Below are 22,427 nucleotides of genomic sequence, written 5' to 3'. Positions count from 1 at the left end.
ACCCGTTTTACTCCGCTTTTTTGCGGCGCAGTTTTTTGGTTGTGGTAGCTGTTTCCGGCGCAGGGGAAAGGGTGACTGCTGGCTTGTTCGCCGGGGTGGCCGGTGTAGGTGCTGCGACAGTTGGAACAGGGGTGCCGATTTCCTCTGAAGTCGCTTGCAGACTTGCTTTCAACGCCTGCATCAGATCAACCACATTGGCGCGTGGAGCGGCTGGTGAAACCGCAACCTCCTTCCCTTCCAGCTTCCGGTCAATCAATTGCTGCAAATCTTGGCGGTATTCATCCGTGTATTTGCCGGGGTCGAAGGAAGTGGACATATTGGTGATCAGTTCTTCCGCCATTTTTAATTCGTTTTCGGCAATGGCTATTGGCTCTGCAGCAAGAGCGGGCACTTGCGACACAGGCCGTACCTCATCCGGGTAGTAGATCGTTTCAAGTACGATGCAGTTCTCATAAATGCGGACGGCAGCCAAGCTTTGACGATTGCGCAGGGTAAAACGGGCAATCGCAATTTTTCCCGTATTGCGCATGGCAGCTTGCAGCAAAGCATAGGCTTTTTCGCCAGACTCCTGCGGTGACAAGTAATAGCTTTTATCAAAATAAATCGGATCGATCTGTGCCAAATCCACAAAATCGAGGATTTCGATGTTTCTTCTCGTCTCGGGTGTCAGACTTTCCATGTCTTCATCCGACACGATGACAAAGTTTCCTTTTTCATATTCAAAGCCGCGGACAATCTCGCTCGCTTCGAGCTCGCGGTCGCAATGGGGACACATTTTGGCATAGCGGACGGGTGTATGGCATTCCTTGTGCAGCTGACGAAAACGGATATCCCGTTCTTCGGTAGCGGTAAACATGCGTACAGGAATATTGACCAGACCAAAGCTGATTGAGCCTTTCCAGACGGTATGCATCGAGCACCTCCTGCGGGCTTCATGTATTTACGGTTAGTATCGCCCGATGTTCTCATGCCTGTACGAAGCAACTTTTGTCATCATGAAAAAGGAAGAAGCCGATCTTCGGCAAAGATCGGCTAGGGGGAAAACAAAGTTAACGACCGTGTTTCGTGATATCCTTCTGATCTGCATCCGACTGCATTTCGCGAGCCAGCTCCACATATTGGCCAGTTCGGTCTGCAAGCGATTGCAAGGCTGCGGCTTGCTGCTTGCGTTTGGAAGGGAGTTTTTTCGCCATGTGTCTGCCTCCTTCACGGTGGATAGCAGTATGATTCCCTTTCGTGTAAAGGACCATTCTGCATAAAAAAAGACCTCACTGTTTCCAGTGAGGCAGCGGCCAATGTCTCCCGCGCAGGGAGCATTGACATGAAAGCTCCTATCAGACAATTCATGTGCTTGTTAGGCCGCTTTTCAATTATGGGAGAGGAGAAACCGGAGGAAGAGCTTATGGGGAAACGTAAGTCTTCTCCGCGGTTGTCAGCGACACCCTTGCGTCGCTAGTTCTATTCTTTACCAATTATTTTTTTTGTATACATTCCCCAGTTGAATTTTTGCGAGCATTTTCAGGTTGTGTTAGTATGTAAGCAAACTTTTCCATGGAATGTGAGAGGTACATATGAGAGTAATTGCAGGAGAGCACAAAGGTCGGTCCTTACAAGCTGTGCCGGGAAAGGGCACACGTCCGACCACCGACAAAGTCAAAGAATCGATATTCAATATGATTGGTCCCTATTTTGATGGCGGGTGGGCCCTTGATTTATACGCAGGAACCGGCGGGTTAGGCATTGAAGCGTTAAGTAGGGGCATGGAGAAGGCCGTGTTTGTGGAGATTGACGCGCGGGCATTTTCCGTCGTGAAGGATAACATTACTGCGCTGCGTTTAGAGGACAAAGCCGAGCTGTACCGCAATGATTCCCGCCGTGCCTTGAAAGCACTGGCCAAGCGTGAGATACAGTTTGATGCTGTCTTTTTGGATCCGCCATATGCCAAACAAAACATAGAAGAAGAGATTTCCATTCTGCAGGAAGCATCCTTGCTTGCGCCTGATGCCTGGATTGTCGCCGAGTGTGATGCGGAAGATCGACTGGCCGAGACCATCGGTGCATGCCGCTGCGAACGTTCCGCTGTGTATGGAGACACAAGAATTTCCATTTACCGTTTTGATCCGGAGGAGGAGAAATAGGATGGCGATCGCCGTATGCTCAGGAAGCTTTGATCCAATCACCAACGGGCATCTGGACATCATTTCACGAGGGGCCCGCATTTTTGACAAGGTCATCATTGCTGTCTTGCATAATTCGAAAAAAACGACTTTGTTTACGGTAGAAGAACGACTTGAGCTGCTTAGGCAAGCCACGGCACATCTTCCGAATGTGGAGATTGATTCGTTTGATGGCTTGTTGGTGGATTATATGAAGAAAAAGCAGGCCAGAGTCATCCTCCGTGGCCTGCGATCTGTTTCTGATTATGAGTATGAAATGCCGATTGCTACGATGAACCGAAAGCTGAATGAAGATGTGGAGACATTCTTCCTGATGACCAACAGCCAGTATGCCTTTGTCAGCTCGAGCATCGTGAAAGAAGTGGCCAGATATCAGGCGAGCGTCAGCGATCTCGTTCCCCCTGTCGTGGAGAAAGCCTTACGGGAAAAGTTTGCAACCAGCTAAGCTGAGCTTACCGATACGATTTTCGCCATCCTTTGACAAAGACGACACTTAACAGGAACAAGAACAGGGAGATGGCCAGTGCAATCAGTCCGGACTGGGAGAACACATGCCACCAATGCAGCATGGGGTCGGACTCCCGTTGTGCGAGAAAGACGGGAAGCGTGTCGGTCATCGACATCGCCAGCTGGGAAAGCGGGTTCCAGAGCACAAAGGTCATGACAACAGCCGTGCATGCATGCAGGATTCGTGCGAACAGGTAGGGCGCTACCCGAATATCGGTCTGACTCAAAATGCTGGCAACCTGTGCGTGAACACTCAGCCCGCCCCAGGAGACGATCGCGCTGGCCACAGCCGTTTTCCACATGAGGGAAATATGGCTCGGGACTTCACTGGCTGCCTGGGCGCCAAGGGTGACCTCAAACAATCCCGCGATAAATGCTTTGGAAAAAGCGGGGGGAAAGCCAAGCGGCCCCAGAATGATGTGCAAAATCGTCGACAACAGCTGTGTAACATGGATGGTTTGCAGTAGCTGGATGAGTACGGAAAACACAATAAGAAAACCGCCGATCATGAGCAGAGTCTGCAGGGCGGAATGAACGGCTTCGCCCATCAGCTTGCCAAACGGCCGGCCATCCCGGATCCGGGCGCGATGCATGGCCTGCAGGGCACGTATGGCGAGAGGAAGCTGGTTTTTCATCAGCTTTTTGCTAGACGGATCGGCGACTGCGTGGAAGCGAAAAAGGATCCCGATCAGCAGTGCAGAAACGTAATGTGTCGTCGCCAGCACAAAGCCGAGCTGTTCGCTGTGAAAAAAACCAACCGCGACGGCTCCGATCACAAACAGCGGATCGCCTGTCGTGGCAAAGGAGACGAGGCGCTCCCCTTCCGCACGTGTGAGTCCTCCGCTTTCACGCAGCCGCGTTGTCAATTTGGCAGCCACCGGATAACCGGAAGAAAAGCCCATGGTCAACACGAAGCCGCCTGTACCAGGTACGTTAAACAAGGGGCGCATCAAGGGCTCCAGCAACACGCCGACAAAATGAACGACGCCAACCCCCATCAATATCTCCGAGACCACGATGAAGGGAAGTGTAGCAGGAAAGACAACTTCCCACCAGATTTTTAATCCGTCGAGGGCAGCCTGAAAGGACGTCTCGGGATGGGAGACGAGGGTAATGACCAGGCCAATCGACAAGAGTGCAAGCAACAATGTGAGGATAGGAGAACGACGTGTCATAACTTCCTCCTGGACATGAAGGTTAGTACATGTCTACGTTGAAAAGGAAAAAACTATTCGCCCAAGCTATACATAAACATGGGGAGAAAATGGGGGAGACAGACATATACGTGTTGTGTAAGGGGGGATGCCTGTGGCGGACAGAAAAAAACCAACCGTAGGACTGGCTCTCGGTTCGGGGGGTGCGCGTGGATTCGCCCATATCGGCGTGCTCAAAGTATTTGATGCGCATGGGATCCATTGCGATCTATTGGCGGGCAGCAGCATGGGAAGCTTGATTGCCGCCCTTTATGCGAATGGCATCGAGCCGCATATGATGGAAAAGCTGGCGATGAATCTGAAGCGGAAGCATTGGCTGGATGTAATCGTACCCAATCTGGGATTTGTGGCAGGGGAAAAGATCAAGCAGCTCATTCGGTTGTTGACGCATGGCAAAAAGATTGAGGAGCTGGATAAAGAACTCGCCATCGTTGCCACCGACATCGAGACGGGCGAGAGGGTGGTCTTTCGCGAAGGTCCTGTCGATCAAGCGGTGCGGGCAAGCATCTCAATCCCCGGGATTTTCGTTCCGGAGCGGGTCGGGGACCGCTTGCTGGTAGACGGTGGTGTGATCGATCGTGTGCCGATCACAGTGGTCAGAGAGATGGGGGCAGACATCGTGATCGCGATCGATGTCGCCCAGTTTGATACCAAGATGAAAGTCGCATCCATCTTTGATGTCATCGCCCAGACGATCGATGTCATGGAAAGGGAGATCTTGCGTCATCGCATGCTTTCGGCTAATCTGGTAATCCGGCCGAATGTAGGACATTATAGCAGTATCTCTTATAATGGCATTGAGGAGATCATTGCGGAAGGAGAACGAACCGCGCTTGAACATGTGGATGAAATTAAGCAATTGATTGCACAATGGGAGGCAGAGAAATGACGGAGGAACACCAATTGCCTGACCATCTGCAGGCTAGAAGAATTCGCATCTTGCCGTGGGTCATGCTGCTCGTCATGCTGCTCATGGTAGCGTCCATTTTCATACCTGTGCCTTATTACGTCATGCGCCCAGGCTCCGCGGTAGCATTGGGACCCATCATCCAGGTGGAGGAAGGCAAAAAGGATGCGAAAGGCGCTTTCATGCTCACCACCGTGCGGATGGGGGAAGCGAACCCGTTCTGGTATGTATATGCCCACCTGTCGCCAGATGCCGAATTGGTCGAAAAGGAAACCGTGTTAAATGGCGGTTCAGACGAAGATTTCACCAAACGGGAGCAGGCTGTCATGCAGAATTCACAAAAAATCGCGGAGGCTGTCGCGTTTCGTCTGGCAGGGTATCCGGTCAAGGTCGAAAACCACGGTGTGACAGTAATGGGAACGGCGGAAGGGCTGCCGGCAAAAGGGAAGCTGCAGGTAGGAGATGTGATTATCGCGGTCGACGGCCACAAAACGATGGAACGTACGATCCTGCAGCAATACCTGGTCAAGAAAAAGGTTGGAGACACCGTGGAAATCACCTTCTTGCGTGATGAGGAAGAAAAAACCGCGTCCATCACACTTGCGGAAATCAAGGATGAAAACGGGAAGCGACCAGGGATCGGCATTAGTCTGGATAATTACCAGACCATCGAAATACCGAAAGATGTATCGATCGCCTCGAAAAATATCGGGGGGCCTTCCGCCGGTCTCATGTTTACCCTGGAGATTTATGATCAGCTCAATAAAGATCTCGATTTGACGCGGGGTTATAAGATTGCCGGCACCGGTACGATTTCGGATGACGGGACGGTGGGACGGATCGGCGGCATCAATCATAAGATCGTCGCTGCAGACAGCGCGGGAGCTGAGATCTTTTTCGCGCCGGATGATGAGGGATATGCCACCTCCAACTATGAGGATGCAGTGGTGACGGCAAAACGGATTGGCACTTCGATGAAAATCGTCCCTGTTAAAAATGTCCGTGATGCGGTCAAATACTTGACATCTCTGGCGCCTAAGCACTCGTAGCAGATGTTGAGCCTGTCAAGGAAAATAGGTTGACAAAGATTTGGGCAAAAGCTATAATCATCCTTGTTGTGTTTGAGGTGAATGAAAGTGAACATTAAGATTACCGAACTCGATCATCGTAAAGGTGAACCTCTTTCATTCCGACTCACACTTGATCCCGTCGAATTGAAAAATCGACATCAAGAAGTGCGCGGATTGACCCCTGTTGAAACGACGGGAGAAGCAGCGAAGCTAGGGGGCCTCTATTACGTAAAAGGTGAGATGGACTCAGACGTCAATTTTGTCTGTGCCCGTTGTCTCAAACCGTTTACCGAGCATATGAGCATCCCATTCTCGGAAACTTTCACGACAGATGAGGCTGAAGTGGATGTGGACGAGGATAGTGAAATCCATCTCCTTGAAGGGGATGAGATCGAGCTGAAGCCTCTGCTGCAGGAGGATTTTTTGTTGGCAATGCCGACGTTCCCGCTCTGCGAGGAAGATTGTCAGGGGCTGTGCCCGTCTTGTGGGATCAACCGCAATGAAGGCAGCTGCAGCTGCAATACGGAGCGCATCGATCCGCGGCTTGCCGGATTGGCAGACTTTTTTGCCAAAGACAAAGAGTAACTCATCATTGTTTTCAAAATGAGGCTGTTCATCAGCTTTATTTTTGAACGGATGGCTGAAGTGTTTACTGTCCTTCCCATCCGGATATAAGGGATGTCAAACCTCTTATCGTTGCACTCGATTGATGTTGAATGCTCCCATAGAGGCCCTAAGAGAGACAGACGTACTTACCAGTTGAAGGAGGTGTAAGGAAGATGGCAGTACCTCAACGGAGAACTTCCAAAACCCGTAAAAGAATGCGCCGTACGCATTTCAAATTAGAGATTCCAGGCATGGTTAAATGCGATAATTGCGGCGAGCACAAGCTTGCGCACCGCGTTTGCCCGAGCTGCGGACACTATAAAGGTGTGAAAGTAGCAAAATAATGAAAAAGCAAGGTGAGTTCATCACCTTGCTTTTTTATTTGTGCCGAAACGGTAGGGAAGCGAAAAATTATCTATTGACGGGTATCCGTACCATTTTATACAATAATCGTCCGGCCATTCAAAGGGAGGGGAATAATGGTATATTGGCGAATTATCCGAAAAAGCTATATTCGCAATCTTCAGTATCGTATCGCTCATCTGATTAATAATGTCGCAAGCGCTATTTTTGGATTTGTCTATATGGCCATCTGGTTTGGTGTATTGGATGGAAGGGCGGGCAGCAGTCCGTATGATCAGCAGACGATGGCCCAATATATCACGCTGACACAGTGCTTGCTATGGGTGACTACCTTTCACACACCTGGGCTCGGGATTCAGAACGGGGTGAGGACAGGCGCAGTCAGTACAGATTTGATGAGGCCGATCTCTTATTTTCTCTATGTCATGAGCATGGAATTTGGAAAGGTCGTGTACAGCTTTTTTTATCGTTTCATTCCGGTTGGCCTGATATTAGGCAGTATCGCTGGATTTTCTTTTCCTCTACAGCTGCAAACCTACCTCTGGTTCTTACTCTCCTTGCTTTTTTCCGTTTATCTGGGGCTTCTCTTGTTTTACATCACGGGCATTTCCTCTTTTTGGACAACTGAAATACGCTGGTCCCACTATATTTTAATCACATTGATATTTGGTCTTGGTGGACAGATGATCCCTGTCGAGCTGCTGCCGGGATTGTTAGGCAAGCTCAGTCTGTACCTGCCTTTTTCGGGTATTTTATATGCGCCTGCGATGATTTTTTTGGAGCGTATCGATCCGGACGTGATTGTGATGCAGGCAGGCTGGGCCATGGTGTTGACCTTGACAGCCTTGTTCCTGACAGCCAAGGCGCGTCGAAAAGTGGAGGTGCAAGGTGGGTAGCATGATCTGGTTATACCGAAAGCTTATTTTGGCGAGCATACGTGCACAAATGCAATACAAGCTGAATTTTTTGACAACTGCGGCGACGACAGGTCTGATCATGGTCATCGACTTTCTGGTGTTGTCTGCGATATTGCAGCGGTTTGATCAGGTGAAAGGCTGGGATATTTACGAGGTGGGCGTTTTGTACGGGCTCGCTTCAGCGTCCATGTCGCTCTATCGGCTGATTGCGCCTGAAATACACGATTTCGAACGGTATATTGTGTATGGAGATTTTGATCAGCTGCTTACCCGCCCGGTATCTCCGCTAACGCTGCTGTTGACCCGAAATATCGAATTGGCGCGGATTGGCGGCATCGTACAGGGGATTGCCATCCTGGTCATCTCCTTATACGGACTGCATCAGGAGGGAAAAAACATCGTCTGGCTGCTCGCGTATGTGCCAGTTAGCTTGGCGGTGGGCACGGTGATCTTGTTCTCGGTCGGATTGGCGACAGCGACGATTGGCTTTTGGACGGGACAGATCAAGGATTTGCAGACTTTTACCCTGTATGCGCCAGCCACAGCGGCCAATTATCCGATCAGTTTGTACCCAGGCTGGCTGAAGCTTTTGTTTTATACAGCGATACCGGTAGCGTTCATGAATTATATGCCGATGTCGTACTTGTTGGATAAGGGAGGCTCTTGGACCGCGCTGCTGATGCCGCTCGGGATGGCTGCGGTGGTTTGTTGGATGGCGCTTCGTTTCTGGAAGTATGGAATCCATCATTATCACAGTACAGGAAGCTAGGAGGGAGACGATGATCGAAGCGTATGGGCTGGGTAAAACCTTTCGCCTGACCAAGTCGGGGAAGGGGATGTTTGGAGCGGCAAAAGCCTTGTTTTCCCGCGCTTACACAGAAGTGAAAGCGGTGGAGCAGGTTTCCTTTCAGATCAAGGAAGGGGAATTCGTCGGGTATATAGGGCCCAATGGGGCGGGAAAATCGACGACGATCAAAATGCTGGCGGGGATTCTTCATCCGTCGCGTGGTGAGGTGAAAGTGGCGGGTTACAGCCCGCAGGAGCAGCGCAAGGAAGTGGCGAAGCGCATCGGCGTTGTGTTTGGGCAGCGAACACAGCTGTGGTGGGATTTGCCGGTGCGTGATTCGCTGGAGATCCTGCAAGCGATGTACAGGATTGATGACGCCTTCTACCGCCAAGCATTGCTGCGTTATGATGACCTGCTTGATTTGCAGGAATTCATGGACACGCCGGTGCGTAAACTCTCGTTAGGGCAGCGGATGCGTGCCGACTTGGCCGCTGCGCTATTACACAATCCGCCGGTGATTTTTTTGGATGAACCCACAATCGGGTTGGACGTCGTGGCGAAAAAGAAAATTCGCGAGTTTTTGCAGCAGATCAACCGGGTTGAGAAAAAAACGATTCTGCTCACCACGCATGACATGGATGACATTGAGCAGCTTTGTGAACGCATCATCTTGATCAATCACGGGAAAGTCGTGCTCGACGGCACTTTACGGCAATTGCGGGAGCAGATTGGCTTGCCTAGTGTGATGGTGATCGAATACCGGGACGAACCGTCTGTGCGGGATGCCCTACCCTGGCAAGGCGTAGAAAAAGTAGAGCAGGAGGGCAATCAGTTGAAGATTCATTTTGATAAAACGAAGCTATCCGCGCCGCAGATACTGGCGGAAATCGGCCGTTGGGGAGAGCCGGTCGATATCCAGATCAAAGAACCTGAAATGGAAGACATTATTCGAATGATGTATTGAAGGGTTGTAAAAGCTCTTTGGTTATCCTATACTATCTTTAGTACCTGGTAATAAAAACTACTCGCAATTAATCAGTTAGAGTTGCGGCATGGGGGGTGCCTGTTATCGCCCGACTAGCGAAAAAAGATCGCCAAACCCGATTGATTCAGACGTTGCAGGAAAATCCGTTTGAGACGGATGAGGATTTGGCCGAACGGTTTAACGTAAGCATCCAAACGATCAGGTTGGATCGTCTGGAGCTAGGGATTCCGGAATTGCGTGAACGAATCAAATCGGTCGCGGAGAAAAGCTTCGACCATGTCAAGTCGCTCGGCATCGAGGAGGTCATTGGGGAAATCATTGACTTGCAGCTCGATGAGCAGGCGATCTCCGTCCTGGAGATAAAGGAAGAGCATGTGTTTACCCGTACGCAGATTGCGCGCGGTCACTACATATTTGCACAAGCAAACTCACTCGCGGTTGCTGTCATGAATGCGGATGTCGCATTGACGGCTACGGCGCGCATTCGTTTTATCAGACCGGTACGGCTTGGGGAAAAACTGGTCGCAAAAGCGGTGGTCCGAAGCCGTGAGGGGGACGAATGCAAAGTCCGCGTCGAAACGAAAGTGCAGGGCGAGCCAGTTTTTACAGCGACCTTCCGTGTTTTCCGCATGGCGGAGGAAAAGTTGCTGGAAACTAGTGAGGCACAGCTGAAGCCGTAACTTCTTAGAGGAGGAAGTACCTTGCGTATTGCCATAGATGCAATGGGAGGAGATCATGCGCCGTTGAGCAATGTGCGTGGAGCATTGGCAGCTGTTCAAGCAGATCCCTCTATTACTGTTATTTTGGTCGGGGATGAAGCCGAAATCAAAAAGCATTTGCCGGCCGAGCTTCCCGCAGGGATTGAGATTCGTCATACAACGGAAGTAATTGAAGCGGAGGATGAGCCGGTGAAGGCTGTCCGCCGGAAAAAAGATTCTTCGATGGTGGTGACGATTCAGCTCGCTCGAGAAGGGGAAGCGGATGCAGCCATATCGGCAGGCAATACAGGAGCGCTGATGACCGCAGGATTGTTGATTGCCGGACGCATGAAAGGCATCGAGCGGCCTGCGTTGGCAGCCTTTATCCCGAACATGAAGGGGAGAGTCACCCTGACCCTCGATGTGGGAGCCAATATGGATGCCAAGCCGTTTCATCTGCTCCAGTATGCGATCATGGGAAGCATGTACGTCGAAAAAGTGCTTGGCTTTGAACAGCCGATCGTCGGTTTGCTCAATGTGGGAACCGAAGAAGGGAAAGGAAACGAATTGACCAAGGCAGTATTCCCTCTGCTGCAAAAAGCGCCGATCCGCTTTATTGGGAATGTGGAAGCGCGCGACATTCTCCAGGGAGGAACCGATGTCATCGTCTGCGACGGATTTGCCGGAAACGTGCTGTTGAAAACATTGGAAGGCAGCGTAGCAACGGTTTTTGGTCAATTGAAGCAGGAATTCACTTCCAGCTTCTTGAATAAGTTGGCGGCGGCCATTTTAAAGCCAAGTCTGGTGCGCTTCAAAAAGCAAATGGATTATGCCGAATACGGCGGGGCGCCGCTTTTAGGCTTGAAATATCCAGTGTTTAAGGCGCACGGCTCCTCGAGTGAACGAGCGATCCAAAGTGCGATCTTGACGGCAGCGCGTTTCGTCCGACAAGACGTGAATCAATACATTCAGGCAGAACTAGAAAAAGACATCTACCACGAAGGTGAGTGAGGAAACATGAATGGACTTCGATCTGTAGGGATATTGGGGACAGGATCATATACACCCGAGAAAGTGCTGACCAATGCGGATCTGGAAAAAATGGTGGAAACCTCGGATGAATGGATCGTGAGTCGTACCGGCATCCGAGAGCGCCGTATTTGCTCACCGGAAGAGGCATCCTCCGATCTGGCCTTTGAAGCAGCGAAAAAGGCGCTGAAAAAAGCAAAGATCAGTGCGGAACAGCTGGACATGATTATTGTAGCGACCGTAACTCCGGATACCATGTTTCCATCTACTGCCTGCATCCTGCAGGAAAAACTGGGTGCTTCCAAAGCATCCGCACTGGATGTGTCTGCAGCGTGCACAGGTTTTCTGTATGGGGTGGCAACAGGTACACAATTCATTGCAAATGGACTGTACCGTTACGTGTTGGTAATCGGTGTGGAAACCTTATCGAAAATCACGAACTATAAAGATCGCAATACGTGTGTCCTGTTCGGAGATGGAGCGGGCGCAGCCGTACTCGGTCCTGTTGCGGAAGGCTCAGGCTTCCAGTCCTTTGATCTTGGCGCAGACGGATCTGGCGGTCAGCTTTTGTCCCAGCCAGCCGGCGGTTCCCGCATGCCAGCAACAGCGGAAACCGTTGCCAATAATCTGCACTATCTGACGATGGCGGGCAGTGAAGTATTCAAGTTCGCTGTCCGAGTGATGAACTCGGCTACGGAGACGGTTCTCGAAAAAGCGGGAGTAGACAAGGAAGAAATCGATTTGCTCGTCCCGCATCAAGCCAATTTGCGTATTATCGATTCCGCGATCAAGCGCTTTGGTTTATCGGAGGACAAAGTCGCGATCAATCTGGATCGCTATGGAAACATGTCCTCTGCCTCCATTCCGGTTGCACTTGACGAGGCCGTGGAAGCCGGCCGTGTAAAAGACGGAGACACTGTCGTGCTGGTAGGCTTCGGCGGCGGTCTGACATGGGGAGCCACACTCCTGCGCTGGAATACAACAGAGGCTTAATTTTGGAAAGGGGGCACTCGTCATGGGGAAAATCGCATTCGTTTTTCCGGGACAGGGTTCGCAATTTGTAGGCATGGGAGCAGAATTGATCAGTCAGTCTGCCGCAGCCAAAGCTATTTTTCAACAAGCAGATGAGGCGCTCGGCTTTTCGCTGTCCGGACTTTGCTTTTCGGGTCCGGAGGAGGAGCTGCGCTTGACAGCAAATACACAACCGGCCATTCTCACAGCGAGCATGGCGGTATATGCGGCATTGCAAGAGAAAGTGCCGGATTTCCGTCCTGATTTTGTCGCAGGGCACAGCTTGGGCGAATATTCCGCGCTGTGTGCTGCAGGCACGCTTTCCTTTGCGGATGCGGTAAGAACGGTTCGTTCCCGCGGCCAATTCATGGAAGAAGCGGTCCCGGCTGGACAAGGAGCGATGGCAGCGGTTCTGGGAATGGATCGTGAGCTGCTTCACTCGGTATGCCAAAGCGTAAGCCAAGAAGGACATCCGGTTCAGCTCGCCAATTTGAATTCGCCTGGCCAAATCGTCATTTCCGGCAGTGCGGAAGGGGTTCGCCTGGCGGGTGAAAAAGCGAAGGAAAACGGCGCAAAACGCGTATTGCCGCTTAATGTGAGCGGACCGTTCCACTCCTCGCTGATGGAGCCGGCTGCCCAGAAGCTGTCTGCCGTACTGTCCGGCATCCAGGTGGCGGACGCTTCCATTCCGGTGGTTGCGAATGTTACCGCTCGTCCGGTAGAGAAGTCCGCAGAAATTGTTGAGAGCTTAGTGAAACAAGTCGCTTCTCCGGTGCTGTGGGAAGACTCCGTACAGTGGATGGTGGAGCAGGGCGTCACCACTTTTGTTGAAATTGGTCCGGGGAAAGTATTGGCCGGACTGATCAAAAAAATCGCGCCAGCAGACACAACCATCTATGCGGTCCAGGATATGGCTTCCTTGGAAGAGCTGGTGAACGGAGGGGTACTATGCTAAACGGAAAAGTAGCACTGGTCACCGGTGCTTCCCGCGGAATCGGGAGGGCCATCGCATTGCAGCTGGCCGAAGCGGGTGCGGATGTCATCGTGAACTACGCAGGGAGCGAAGGAGCAGCGGCAGATACCGTAGCTAAAATCAAAGAGCTGGGCCGCAACGCGATCATGGTGAAAGCGAATGTAGCCAACAGCGATGAAGTGGAAAGCATGTTCAAAGCGGGCTTGGATCAGTTTGGACATATTGATATTTTGGTCAACAATGCGGGGATCACTCGAGACAATCTGATCATGCGCATGAAAGAAGAGGAGTGGGATGATGTCATTTCCACGAATCTGAAAGGGGTGTTCAACTGCATCAAAGCAGCGACACGTCCCATGATGAAGCAGCGTTTTGGCCGCATCATCAATATCACGTCCGTTGTCGGTGTATTGGGCAACCCTGGTCAGGCCAACTATGTGGCGGCCAAGGCAGGAGTGATTGGCTTGACGAAAACGACCGCTCGTGAGCTGGCAAGCCGCAACATTACGGTGAATGCCGTAGCACCGGGCTTTATCGATACGGAAATGACGGCTGTCCTGCCAGATGAAGTGAAGACCGGCATGCTCGGACAAATCCCATTGGGAAGATTGGGCCAGCCTGAAGAAATCGCGAAAGTCGTGACCTTCTTGGCATCGGATGCGGCTGCCTATATGACGGGACAGACCCTGCATGTAGACGGCGGCATGTACATGTAAAAAGTCAACGAAATCGATCAACTGGTTTTTATCAGGCTCATCTCGTATAATACGTGAGAGGGGGTGAAGCAAAAATGGCAGACACATTTGACCGAGTGAAGAAAATCATCATCGACCGTCTGGGCGTAGAAGAGTCCAAAATCACGCTGGAAGCTTCTTTCAAAGAAGATCTGGGTGCAGACTCTCTGGACGTAGTTGAGTTGGTAATGGAACTCGAAGATGAGTTCGATATGGAGATTTCTGATGAGGACGCTGAGAAAATCACTAGCGTGGGTGAGGTAGTGAAATACATAGAGTCCCACAAATAATCAGAACTGCTTACATGATCATGAAAGGAGTCCCGATTCATTTGGGGCTCCTCCCTTCACATTCAAGACTAACAAGCATTTGAACTCTTCCATTTCTTATTCCATGATGTACAAGAAGCGCAATGCTGATTTTTATATAGAGGTGATATCAATGAAAAGACGCGTGGTGATTACTGGAGTCGGCGTACTCTCTCCCGTGGGCAACGACGCAGACACGTTCTGGAAAAGCTTGCAGGAGGGAAAATCGGGGATTGATAAAATCACGTCTTTTGACGTATCCGATTACCCGACGCAAATCGCAGGAGAGATAAAAGATTTCAATCCTGAGCTGTATATGGATAAAAAAGAGGTAAAACGTACCGATCGATATGTGCAGTTCGCATTGGCTGCTACCAAAATGGCGGTGGAGGATGCAAAGCTGTCGATCACCGCTGAAAATGCGGAACGCGTAGGCGTATATATCGGTTCCGGTATTGGTGGTTTGGGGACGTGGGAAGATCAGCATACCGTCCTGATGGAAAAAGGACCACGCCGGGTTAGCCCGTTCTTCATTCCGATGATGATTGCCAACATGGCTTCCGGATTGGTTTCGATCGAGTACGGAGCGAAAGGACCTACTTCCAGCGCCGTGACAGCCTGTGCGACAGGCACCAATGCGATCGGGGATGCTTTCCGCTTGATCCAATACGGCGATGCGGATGTCATGATTACAGGCGGTGCCGAAGCGACCATCCGCCCGATGGCGATGGCTGGTTTTTGTTCCATGAAGGCAATGTCTACCCGAAATGAAGAGCCGCAAAAGGCGAGCCGACCATTTGATGCGGAACGTGACGGATTCGTCATGAGTGAAGGGGCAGGCATTGTCATCCTGGAAGAACTGGAGCATGCCATCAAACGCGGTGCGAACATCTTGGCTGAAGTGATCGGGTATGGCTTGAGTGCGGATGCCCACCACATCACAGCACCAGCTCCAGGTGGGGAAGGAGCGGCACGCTGCATGCGCAATGCCCTTCGCGATGCAGGGATCGATCCAACCGAGGTAGGCTACATCAATGCGCACGGTACTTCCACACCAGCCGGGGATATCGCGGAATCCAACGCGATTAAAGAGGTTTTTGGTGAACACGCTTATAAATTGGCAGTCAGCTCTACGAAGTCGATGACCGGGCATCTGCTGGGCGCTACAGGCGGCATTGAAGCCATCGCGACTGCATTCGCTCTGCGCGACCAAATTTTGCCGCCGACCATCAATCTGGAGCATCCGGATCCGGAATGCGATCTGGATTACGTTCCGAATGTAGCGAGAAAAGCACAGGTCAACGTTGCTCTTTCCAACACATTTGGATTTGGCGGTCACAACGCATCAATTCTCTTAAGACGATACGAAGCATAAATTTTTCCTACTGTACGATGCTAGAAACAAGCCTGTTCACATACGAACAGATTCGTTTGAACAACATCTCCACGAGTAGGAAGGGACAGGGATGGTGGTGAAGAGTATGAATTTTGCAGAGCTGCAAGAGACAATCGGTGTTCGCTTTCGGGATGAAAGCGTTCTGCGGCAGGCATTCACCCATTCTTCCTACGTGAACGAGCAAAAGGGCAAGCGCATTCAGGATAATGAACGACTTGAATTCCTTGGTGATGCAGTGTTGGAATTAACCGTCTCCCATTTTTTGTATAAGACCTTCCCGAAAATGAGCGAAGGGGAAATGACAAAATTGCGAGCGGCCATCGTCTGTGAGCCATCACTCGTGAAATTTGCGGAGCTTCTCCGTTTTGGGGAATTGGTCCTCTTGGGTAAAGGAGAGGAGCTGACGGGCGGCAGACAGCGTCCTGCCCTGCTGGCGGACGTCTTTGAAGCTTTTATTGGTGCTCTTTATCTCGACCAAGGACTGGATACGGTTTTCCTCTTTATGGAGAAGTATGTGTACCCCAAAATTGACCGGGGAGAGTTCACGCAAGTCACTGATTTTAAAAGTCAGTTGCAGGAGTTTGTTCAACAAGATAATCTGGGTGAGATTCAATACCGGATCGTACAGGAAAAAGGGCCTGCACACAATCGGGAATTCGTTTCTGAGGTGTTTTTGAACAACCGCTCACTAGGAACAGGCATTGGGCGTTCCAAAAAAGAAGCGGAGCAGCAAGCGGCGGCTCGCGCATTAATCAATCTTGGGGCGTACGCATAGAGCGATAATGGGTGAAGGAAAAAGCGAGAGGAGAAACAGGGCCTCTCGCTTTTTGCGTGTGTGGGCCGGGGATGACTCGTGGAACGGTCGAATGCGCAAAAGCTTACTACTTCGCCAATTGCTCATGCTATGATAATATAGAAAAGTTAATCGTCCATTGCGTTTGAAGTTGCAGGACGTAAGGTGTCAGTTTTTTTGCATCCACAAAGGTTGGCATCAGCCTGGCTGTGTGGGTAGGTTAAGGAGGATCACACGTATGTATTTGAAACGCTTGGAGCTGGCTGGCTTTAAATCGTTTGCCGATCGTACAGAGCTGGAATTTGTGCCAGGTGTGACGGCAGTCGTCGGGCCAAATGGCAGCGGAAAAAGCAATGTGTCGGATTCCATCCGCTGGGTGCTGGGCGAGCAAAGTGCAAAGTCGTTGCGCGGGGCGAAAATGGAAGATGTCATTTTTGCCGGCAGTGATTCGCGCAAACCGGTTAACTTTGCTGAAGTGACGTTAACGTTGGATAACAGTGATCGCTCATTAGATATGGAATATACAGAAGTTTCGGTAACACGGCGCGTCTATCGGTCTGGGGAGAGCGAGTATTCCATCAACAAGCGCCCGTGCCGGTTGAAAGACATTACCGAGCTGTTCATGGATACCGGACTGGGAAAAGAAGCGTACTCGATTATCGGGCAAGGGAAGATTGAGGAAATTTTGTCGACCAAGTCCGAGGATCGCCGCGGTATTTTTGAAGAAGCGGCGGGTATCGTGAAATACAAGACAAGAAAACGGGAAGCGGAAAAGAAGCTGGATGATACCGAGCAGAATCTGGTCCGCATCCACGATATCGTGAGCGAAATCAGTGAGCAAATCGGGCCGTTGAAAGAACAGGCTGAAACAGCCAAGCACTACATAGCGCTGAAAAAGCAGCTGACCGATCACGAGGTTTCCTTATACGTGCAGCAGATCGAAGCGACGCATGCCAAGTGGGAGGAAGCCGCCAAGCAGGTTGAATTGCTAAAAGAGGATCTGCTCCGCTATACCACGGAGGCCAGTTCACGGGAAGCAGAGCTCGAGCAGGCGAAGCATCGCGTCAATGAGATCGATCGCTCCATTGAAGAGCTGCAGCAGGTGCTGTTGACCGTGAGTGAAGAGGCGGAAAAAGTGGAGGGACAACGCGAGGTCCTCAAGGAACGCCTGCGCAATCTGTCTGCCAACCGTCAGCAGACGATGGAACAATTGCACCGGATCACGGAAAAGCAGCACGCAACGGATGCCGCGCTCGCAGAGGAAAAGAAGCGGGCGGAAGAAACAAAGCAACGGATGGAAGAAGCCCGCCAAGCGCTGCTGGACGCGGAAAACCAGTTTGCCGCAAATGCCCAGACGCTTTCCGATGACGTCGATCGGATGAAAAGCGACTACTTTGAAAAATTGAATGAAATGGCCAACCTCCGCAACGAGATGCGCCATCATGAGCAGCAAATCCAGACCCATCAAGCGCGTTTGGACAGGCTCTCGCAGGAAAAAGCGCGCTTGGACAACGAGGAAGCGGAAAGGCAAAAGAAAGCCGATGACGTCAAACGAGCTTTGGAAGAAACAGATACCGCGATCCAAGCAACCCTGGATGCCTACAAGCAGCTGCTGGAGCAGGTGAAAAAAGGCCAAAGCGAGCTGGAGAGCGTACGTCAGGAGCAGCGTCGTTTGGAACAGAAGCGCGAAGCGACCAAGTCCCGCTTGGATCTGATCAAAGAGATGCAGGCCGAGTTCGCAGGCTTTCAACAAGGGGTAAAGGAAATTCTCAAGGCGCGTGAAAATGGCTTCCGCGGGATTCATGGTGCGGTCGCTGAGCTGGTTGTCGTACCGGAAAAAGTGGAGACCGCGATTGAGGTAGCCCTGGGGGGTGCTCTGCAAAACGTCGTCGTGGAAAATGAGGCCGCAGGTCGTGAAGCGATTGCTTATCTGAAAAAGCATAATGCGGGACGAGCGACTTTTTTGCCGCTTGATGTCATTCGCCCGCGCTCTGTCCAGCAAGAGGATCGGCGCTTGCTCGAGAAGGAAGCTGGGGTTGTCGGGATTGCCAGTACGCTGGTGACATTTGATGACACCTACCGTTCGATTTTGGAATCCCTCCTCGGAAATGTGATTGTGACAGAGACGCTGGAACAGGCAAACCGTGTCGCTCGTCTCTGCAGCTATCGATACCGTGTCGTCACATTGGACGGCGATATCGTCAATGCGGGCGGATCGATGACCGGTGGTGCGTTGAAGAAAAATTCGACCAATCTGCTCGGTCGCGGGCGTCAAGCCGAAGAGCTGGAAGCAGAAATGGGGCAGATTGAAGAACTCATCGCACAGCAAGTGAAGCAGATACGCGAGCTTCAACAGGAGCTTGGCGAATCCGAGGCGAAGCAGGAGCAGCTGCGCACCGAAGGGGAAACACAGCGCTTGCGGGAACAGGAGATGAAAGGGCTGCTGCAGCAGATCGAGTCCGAGGGCCGCTCTCTTTCCGAACGGCTGCTTCTGATCCAGCAGGACATGGCCGGACTCGTCAAGGAGATGGAGGAGTCCAAGCAAAAGCAGCAACAGCTTACCGCCGCGCTGGAAGTGCTGTCTGCAGAAGAAAAAGCGATGCAGGAAGCGATTGCGGCGGCAGAGACGCGCAGGCAAGAACAGCTTACGCATAAAGACGAGATCAACGAACGCATTACCAGCCTGAAGGTCCTGGATGCACAGACCAAACAAGAGCATCATTCTCGCCTGGAGCAGATTGAACGGCTGGAAGAGCAGCGGACCGCCCTGCAGCGCGAATGGGAGGAGCTGAACCAATCCCTTTCCGCGCTGGATGACCTGGAATCGGGCAATGATACCGCTGGCAAAGAGCTGGACAGCAAGATCGCCGAGCTGCGCCAGGATAAGGACCGCGTTGCAGGCTTGATCCAGGAGCGCAGACATGACCGCGCTTTGCTGTTCAGCCAGCAGGAGCAGGTAGAGCAGGAAACGAAAGAGATTCGCAAAAAAGTTAAGAGCATTGAGGAGAAGCTGCATCAGGAAGAAGTGAAGGGCAATCGCTATGATGTGGAGCTCGATAATCTGCTGAACAAGCTTTCCGAAGAATACGAGATGAGCTTCGACATGGCGAAGGCGAAATATCCGCCGCGGGGTGAAATCGCCAGCGAGCAGCAGATCGTCGCTCGCCTGAAGCGTGAGATCGCCGCCTTGGGCACCGTGAATCTTGGTGCGATCGAAGAGTATGATCGTCTCTCCGAACGGCAAACCTTTTTAAGTAGTCAGGAAGCAGACTTGAATCAAGCGAAAGATATGCTCTATCAAGTGATTGCGGAGATCGACGAAGAGATGTCCCGCCGGTTCAAGGAGACGTTTGACGAGATTCAGATCCAGTTCCGCGACGTGTTTGTCCAGTTGTTTGGCGGAGGGCGGGCGGATTTGATCCTGTCTGACCCGGATAAATTGCTGGAGACAGGCATTGATATCGTCGCCCAGCCGCCAGGCAAAAAGCTGCAAAACCTGGCCTTGCTGTCCGGTGGCGAGCGTGCCTTGACCGCGATGGCGCTACTTTTTGCCATCCTGCGCGTAAAACCGGTGCCGTTTTGTGTGCTGGACGAGGTAGAGGCGGCACTCGATGAAGCCAACGTCAACCGCTTCGCTGAATATATGCATCATTTTAGCAAGCAAACCCAGTTTATTTGTGTCACACACCGCAAAGGTACGATGGAAAGCGCCGACGTGCTGTACGGGATCACCATGCAAGAAGGCGGTGTCTCCAAAATCATGTCTGTGCGTCTGGAAGATACGCATAAACTGATTGAGAATGTGTCGTAGGAAGCAGGAGGGAAATTCAGATGAGTTTTTTCAAAAAGCTGCGCGAGACGATTGTGCAGAAGTCCGAAGCAGTCACCCAAAAGTTTACAGAAGGTTTGTCCAAGACCAGAAATCTGCTGGTGGAAAAAGTAGAGGATCTGGTACGCCGTTATAAAAAAATCGATGAGTCCTTCTTTGAAGAGCTCGAAGAAATTTTGATCGCAGCCGACGTCGGGGTGAATACCGTCATGGAATTGATCGACGAGCTGCGCAGCGAAGTACGCAAGCATAAAATTGAGAATGCCCTCGATTTGCAGCCGATTCTTTCCGAGAAGCTGGTTGGTCTGCTGAAAAATGAAGAAACCGCCAATACCGCGTTAAATATCGAAGAAGGACGACTGAACATCATCCTGTTCGTCGGGGTAAACGGCGTCGGGAAAACGACCACCATCGGAAAAATGGCCCATATGTTCAAATCCCAAGGGAAAAAAGTGCTGCTGGCAGCGGGGGATACATTCCGTGCGGCGGCGATCGAACAGCTTGAGGTATGGGGACAGCGCGTAGGCGTGGATGTCATCAAGCATCAGCAGGGAGCTGACCCGGCAGCGGTGATTTATGACGCGATCCAGGCGGCAAAAGCGCGGGGGGCGGACATTTTGCTGTGCGACACCGCCGGACGTCTGCAAAACAAAGTGAACCTGATGGAAGAGCTGAGCAAGGTGAATCGCGTGATCAAACGCGATGTGCCGGATGCTCCGCATGAAGTCCTTTTGGTGCTCGATGCGACGACTGGTCAAAATGCGATGTCGCAAGCCCGTACCTTTGGCGAGTCATCGGGAGTTACCGGTATCGTCCTCACCAAGCTGGACGGTACGGCAAAAGGCGGGATCGTCATCGCCATCCGCAATGAGCTGCAGATTCCAGTGAAATATGTGGGGCTGGGCGAGAAGATGGATGACCTGCAGCCGTTTGATCCGGAACAGTTTGTCCATGCCCTGTTCGCCGGACTTATCGTGCAAGAAGAGCAAGAGCAGCAAGAACAATAGGACAAGGGAACTTTTTGCCAGCATGTTCGTATGAAGTATGGTGGTGTTTCTAACACTACTTTACAAGAAGAAAGAGAGCAGGAGGCAAAAATGGAACAACTTGCAGGACCGAGGGAAACGGAATCATTTTACGCATTGCTGAAAAAAGGGAACAAATCGTCAGCCATCGCGATGATTGGAAATGCAGTGATTGCGGCGATTAAGGGTTTTGCCGCTGCATTTAGCGGCAGCGGTGCGATGTTCGCGTCTGCGATGCATTCCCTGGCAGATGCGGTAAATCAGGGCTTTGTCTTTCTTGGAAGCGTCCTTTCCGAAAAAAAGCCGACACCAAAATTCCCAACGGGTTTTGGGCGGGTCATCAATATTTTTTGTATGATCGCGGTCATTGTGGTAACTATCATGGCCTATGAGACGATCAAGGAAGGCATTCACCTGCTCCAGCATCCCGTACATTCAGAGGGCGGATTTTGGCTAAATGTAATCGTGCTAGTGGTGAATCTATTGGTGGATGGAGCCATTCTCGTAAAGGCCATGAAGGAGATTATTCATGAGTCCAGAGCGGAGACAATAGGCACTGGCCTTATCATGGCAGCATTTAAAAACGTTGGTCGCGCTGCACCTCCGACGCGCCTCGTTTTTTATGAGGATCTGGTCGCGGTCACCGGTGCGCTGCTTGCCTTGATCGCGGTGGTAGTGACATCCCTGACGAATTTCGCGCTGTTGGATGGCTTGAGCACCATCATGATCGGCCTGCTGATGGTCGGCGTGGCTTTTCGCGTCGGCTATGACAACATGGTCGGCCTGATCGGGGTGGCGGCACCAAAAGACGTTGAGGAGAAGGTAGCACAAATCATCTTTTCCGATCCCTATGTCACGGACATCAACAAGATCCGAATCATGCAGGAAGGCCGCTATTATCATGTGGAAGCGCTGATGGAATTGCGCCCGGGCATGAGCTTGGCGGATGCCGATGATGTCAAATTGCGGGTGAGAGATAAGCTGATTGCAGATCCGGACATTACCGATGTCGTCCTTGGCATTATTGAAGATAATGGCGTTCGCAACTGGACCAAAGATCTTGTCAACGAAAATGCTTGACAGCGATCGGGCATTTAG

23 protein-coding genes are annotated in these 22,427 nt (G+C 51.4%); 20 read left to right on the top strand and 3 right to left on the bottom strand.

Features of this window, described 5'->3' with window-relative positions; translation table 11 throughout:
• Positions 1–7: 7 nt before the first annotated feature.
• Both ku and EIZ37_RS25900 read right to left on the bottom strand, forming a co-directional pair.
• Positions 8–913 (bottom strand): non-homologous end joining protein Ku, encoded by a 906-nt coding sequence (gene ku, locus EIZ37_RS09790; RefSeq protein ID WP_134684421.1) that lies wholly within the window; start codon positions 911–913, stop codon positions 8–10.
• A gap of 136 nt (positions 914–1,049) precedes the next feature.
• Positions 1,050–1,193 (bottom strand): hypothetical protein, encoded by a 144-nt coding sequence (locus tag EIZ37_RS25900; RefSeq protein ID WP_167568775.1) that lies wholly within the window; start codon positions 1,191–1,193, stop codon positions 1,050–1,052.
• A gap of 378 nt (positions 1,194–1,571) precedes the next feature.
• On the opposite strand from EIZ37_RS25900, the gene rsmD reads away from it, so the two are divergent.
• Positions 1,572–2,138 carry a 16S rRNA (guanine(966)-N(2))-methyltransferase RsmD gene (gene rsmD, locus EIZ37_RS09785; RefSeq protein WP_134684420.1) on the top strand — a complete coding sequence of 189 codons (567 nt, stop codon included), beginning with the start codon at positions 1,572–1,574 and terminating at the stop codon, positions 2,136–2,138.
• A 1-nt stretch (position 2,139) separates the two neighbouring features.
• Positions 2,140–2,622: a pantetheine-phosphate adenylyltransferase gene (gene coaD, locus EIZ37_RS09780; protein WP_134684419.1), complete on the top strand. Its 483-nt coding sequence runs from the start codon at positions 2,140–2,142 to the stop codon at positions 2,620–2,622.
• A gap of 7 nt (positions 2,623–2,629) precedes the next feature.
• On the opposite strand, the gene ylbJ is transcribed toward coaD, so the two are convergent.
• Complete coding sequence (ylbJ, locus tag EIZ37_RS09775) at positions 2,630–3,859, bottom strand: sporulation integral membrane protein YlbJ (RefSeq protein WP_134684418.1); 1,230 nt, start codon at positions 3,857–3,859, stop codon at positions 2,630–2,632.
• 133 nt (positions 3,860–3,992) lie between these two features.
• Here ylbJ and EIZ37_RS09770 point away from each other — a divergent pair, with 133 nt between their 5' ends.
• From EIZ37_RS09770 to EIZ37_RS09685, 18 genes are all read left to right on the top strand, one after another.
• On the top strand, positions 3,993–4,787 hold the full coding sequence (locus EIZ37_RS09770) for a patatin-like phospholipase family protein (RefSeq protein WP_134684417.1): 795 nt from the start codon (positions 3,993–3,995) through the stop codon (positions 4,785–4,787).
• Positions 4,784–5,854 carry a SepM family pheromone-processing serine protease gene (locus tag EIZ37_RS09765; protein ID WP_134684416.1) on the top strand — a complete coding sequence of 357 codons (1,071 nt, stop codon included), beginning with the start codon at positions 4,784–4,786 and terminating at the stop codon, positions 5,852–5,854. The genes EIZ37_RS09770 and EIZ37_RS09765 overlap by 4 nt, the downstream gene beginning before the upstream one ends.
• Before the next feature lie 87 nt (positions 5,855–5,941).
• Positions 5,942–6,460, top strand: coding sequence for a YceD family protein (locus EIZ37_RS09760; RefSeq protein ID WP_134684415.1), 519 nt, complete (start codon positions 5,942–5,944; stop codon positions 6,458–6,460).
• A 194-nt stretch (positions 6,461–6,654) separates the two neighbouring features.
• Positions 6,655–6,825, top strand: coding sequence for a 50S ribosomal protein L32 (rpmF, locus tag EIZ37_RS09755; RefSeq protein WP_134684414.1), 171 nt, complete (start codon positions 6,655–6,657; stop codon positions 6,823–6,825).
• 135 nt (positions 6,826–6,960) lie between these two features.
• Positions 6,961–7,740: an ABC transporter permease gene (locus tag EIZ37_RS09750; protein WP_134684413.1), complete on the top strand. Its 780-nt coding sequence runs from the start codon at positions 6,961–6,963 to the stop codon at positions 7,738–7,740.
• A 1-nt stretch (position 7,741) separates the two neighbouring features.
• Entirely contained in the window at positions 7,742–8,530 is a 789-nt protein-coding gene (locus tag EIZ37_RS09745) for an ABC transporter permease (protein WP_134684412.1), read from the top strand.
• A 10-nt stretch (positions 8,531–8,540) separates the two neighbouring features.
• Positions 8,541–9,512 carry an ABC transporter ATP-binding protein gene (locus EIZ37_RS09740; RefSeq protein WP_134684411.1) on the top strand — a complete coding sequence of 324 codons (972 nt, stop codon included), beginning with the start codon at positions 8,541–8,543 and terminating at the stop codon, positions 9,510–9,512.
• Between the two features lie 95 nt (positions 9,513–9,607).
• The gene (gene fapR / locus EIZ37_RS09735) at positions 9,608–10,213 is read left to right on the top strand and encodes a transcription factor FapR (RefSeq protein WP_134684410.1); all 606 of its coding nucleotides are present in this window, start codon (positions 9,608–9,610) and stop codon (positions 10,211–10,213) included.
• A gap of 21 nt (positions 10,214–10,234) precedes the next feature.
• Positions 10,235–11,242, top strand: a complete 1,008-nt coding sequence (plsX, locus tag EIZ37_RS09730; RefSeq protein WP_134684409.1) for a phosphate acyltransferase PlsX — start codon at positions 10,235–10,237, stop codon at positions 11,240–11,242.
• A gap of 6 nt (positions 11,243–11,248) precedes the next feature.
• Positions 11,249–12,253 carry a beta-ketoacyl-ACP synthase III gene (locus EIZ37_RS09725; protein WP_134684408.1) on the top strand — a complete coding sequence of 335 codons (1,005 nt, stop codon included), beginning with the start codon at positions 11,249–11,251 and terminating at the stop codon, positions 12,251–12,253.
• Positions 12,254–12,275: 22 nt separating this feature from the next.
• Positions 12,276–13,226 (top strand): ACP S-malonyltransferase, encoded by a 951-nt coding sequence (gene fabD / locus EIZ37_RS09720; RefSeq protein ID WP_134684407.1) that lies wholly within the window; start codon positions 12,276–12,278, stop codon positions 13,224–13,226.
• Positions 13,220–13,960, top strand: coding sequence for a 3-oxoacyl-[acyl-carrier-protein] reductase (fabG, locus tag EIZ37_RS09715; RefSeq protein ID WP_134684406.1), 741 nt, complete (start codon positions 13,220–13,222; stop codon positions 13,958–13,960). Before fabD ends, fabG begins: the two co-directional genes overlap by 7 nt.
• Positions 13,961–14,034: 74 nt before the next feature.
• A complete protein-coding gene (gene acpP, locus EIZ37_RS09710) occupies positions 14,035–14,268 on the top strand; it encodes an acyl carrier protein (RefSeq protein WP_134684405.1) in 234 nt (77 codons plus the stop codon).
• A gap of 151 nt (positions 14,269–14,419) precedes the next feature.
• Positions 14,420–15,661, top strand: coding sequence for a beta-ketoacyl-ACP synthase II (gene fabF, locus EIZ37_RS09705; protein WP_134684404.1), 1,242 nt, complete (start codon positions 14,420–14,422; stop codon positions 15,659–15,661).
• 106 nt (positions 15,662–15,767) lie between these two features.
• Positions 15,768–16,457 (top strand): ribonuclease III, encoded by a 690-nt coding sequence (rnc, locus tag EIZ37_RS09700; protein WP_134684403.1) that lies wholly within the window; start codon positions 15,768–15,770, stop codon positions 16,455–16,457.
• 256 nt (positions 16,458–16,713) lie between these two features.
• Positions 16,714–20,286, top strand: coding sequence for a chromosome segregation protein SMC (gene smc, locus EIZ37_RS09695; protein ID WP_134684402.1), 3,573 nt, complete (start codon positions 16,714–16,716; stop codon positions 20,284–20,286).
• 20 nt (positions 20,287–20,306) lie between these two features.
• Complete coding sequence (ftsY, locus tag EIZ37_RS09690) at positions 20,307–21,311, top strand: signal recognition particle-docking protein FtsY (protein WP_134684401.1); 1,005 nt, start codon at positions 20,307–20,309, stop codon at positions 21,309–21,311.
• A 90-nt stretch (positions 21,312–21,401) separates the two neighbouring features.
• Positions 21,402–22,409: a cation diffusion facilitator family transporter gene (locus EIZ37_RS09685; RefSeq protein WP_134684400.1), complete on the top strand. Its 1,008-nt coding sequence runs from the start codon at positions 21,402–21,404 to the stop codon at positions 22,407–22,409.
• Positions 22,410–22,427 lie beyond the last annotated feature (18 nt).

This window comes from Brevibacillus migulae (assembly GCF_004521915.1).
GTDB lineage: Bacteria > Bacillota > Bacilli > Brevibacillales > Brevibacillaceae > Brevibacillus_F > Brevibacillus_F migulae.
Note: the sequence above shows the minus strand (reverse complement) of the source record. Positions and strands in the feature narration are given on the sequence as shown.

Bases quoted from the DNA above. Each gene is read 5' to 3' on its own strand.
- ftsY (WP_134684401.1), top strand. From the start codon at position 20,307: ATGAGTTTTTTCAAAAAGCTGCGCGAGACGATTGTGCAGAAGTCCGAA.
- rsmD (WP_134684420.1), top strand. From the start codon at position 1,572: ATGAGAGTAATTGCAGGAGAGCACAAAGGTCGGTCCTTACAAGCTGTG.
- fabF (WP_134684404.1), top strand. From the start codon at position 14,420: ATGAAAAGACGCGTGGTGATTACTGGAGTCGGCGTACTCTCTCCCGTG.
- EIZ37_RS09725 (WP_134684408.1), top strand. From the start codon at position 11,249: ATGAATGGACTTCGATCTGTAGGGATATTGGGGACAGGATCATATACA.
- EIZ37_RS09745 (WP_134684412.1), top strand. From the start codon at position 7,742: ATGATCTGGTTATACCGAAAGCTTATTTTGGCGAGCATACGTGCACAA.
- EIZ37_RS09685 (WP_134684400.1), top strand. From the start codon at position 21,402: ATGGAACAACTTGCAGGACCGAGGGAAACGGAATCATTTTACGCATTG.
- fabD (WP_134684407.1), top strand. From the start codon at position 12,276: ATGGGGAAAATCGCATTCGTTTTTCCGGGACAGGGTTCGCAATTTGTA.
- acpP (WP_134684405.1), top strand. From the start codon at position 14,035: ATGGCAGACACATTTGACCGAGTGAAGAAAATCATCATCGACCGTCTG.
- rpmF (WP_134684414.1), top strand. From the start codon at position 6,655: ATGGCAGTACCTCAACGGAGAACTTCCAAAACCCGTAAAAGAATGCGC.
- EIZ37_RS25900 (WP_167568775.1), bottom strand. From the start codon at position 1,193: ATGGCGAAAAAACTCCCTTCCAAACGCAAGCAGCAAGCCGCAGCCTTG.
- EIZ37_RS09750 (WP_134684413.1), top strand. From the start codon at position 6,961: ATGGTATATTGGCGAATTATCCGAAAAAGCTATATTCGCAATCTTCAG.
- ku (WP_134684421.1), bottom strand. From the start codon at position 913: ATGCATACCGTCTGGAAAGGCTCAATCAGCTTTGGTCTGGTCAATATT.
- coaD (WP_134684419.1), top strand. From the start codon at position 2,140: ATGGCGATCGCCGTATGCTCAGGAAGCTTTGATCCAATCACCAACGGG.
- ylbJ (WP_134684418.1), bottom strand. From the start codon at position 3,859: ATGACACGTCGTTCTCCTATCCTCACATTGTTGCTTGCACTCTTGTCG.
- smc (WP_134684402.1), top strand. From the start codon at position 16,714: ATGTATTTGAAACGCTTGGAGCTGGCTGGCTTTAAATCGTTTGCCGAT.
- fabG (WP_134684406.1), top strand. From the start codon at position 13,220: ATGCTAAACGGAAAAGTAGCACTGGTCACCGGTGCTTCCCGCGGAATC.
- EIZ37_RS09765 (WP_134684416.1), top strand. From the start codon at position 4,784: ATGACGGAGGAACACCAATTGCCTGACCATCTGCAGGCTAGAAGAATT.
- EIZ37_RS09740 (WP_134684411.1), top strand. From the start codon at position 8,541: ATGATCGAAGCGTATGGGCTGGGTAAAACCTTTCGCCTGACCAAGTCG.
- rnc (WP_134684403.1), top strand. From the start codon at position 15,768: ATGAATTTTGCAGAGCTGCAAGAGACAATCGGTGTTCGCTTTCGGGAT.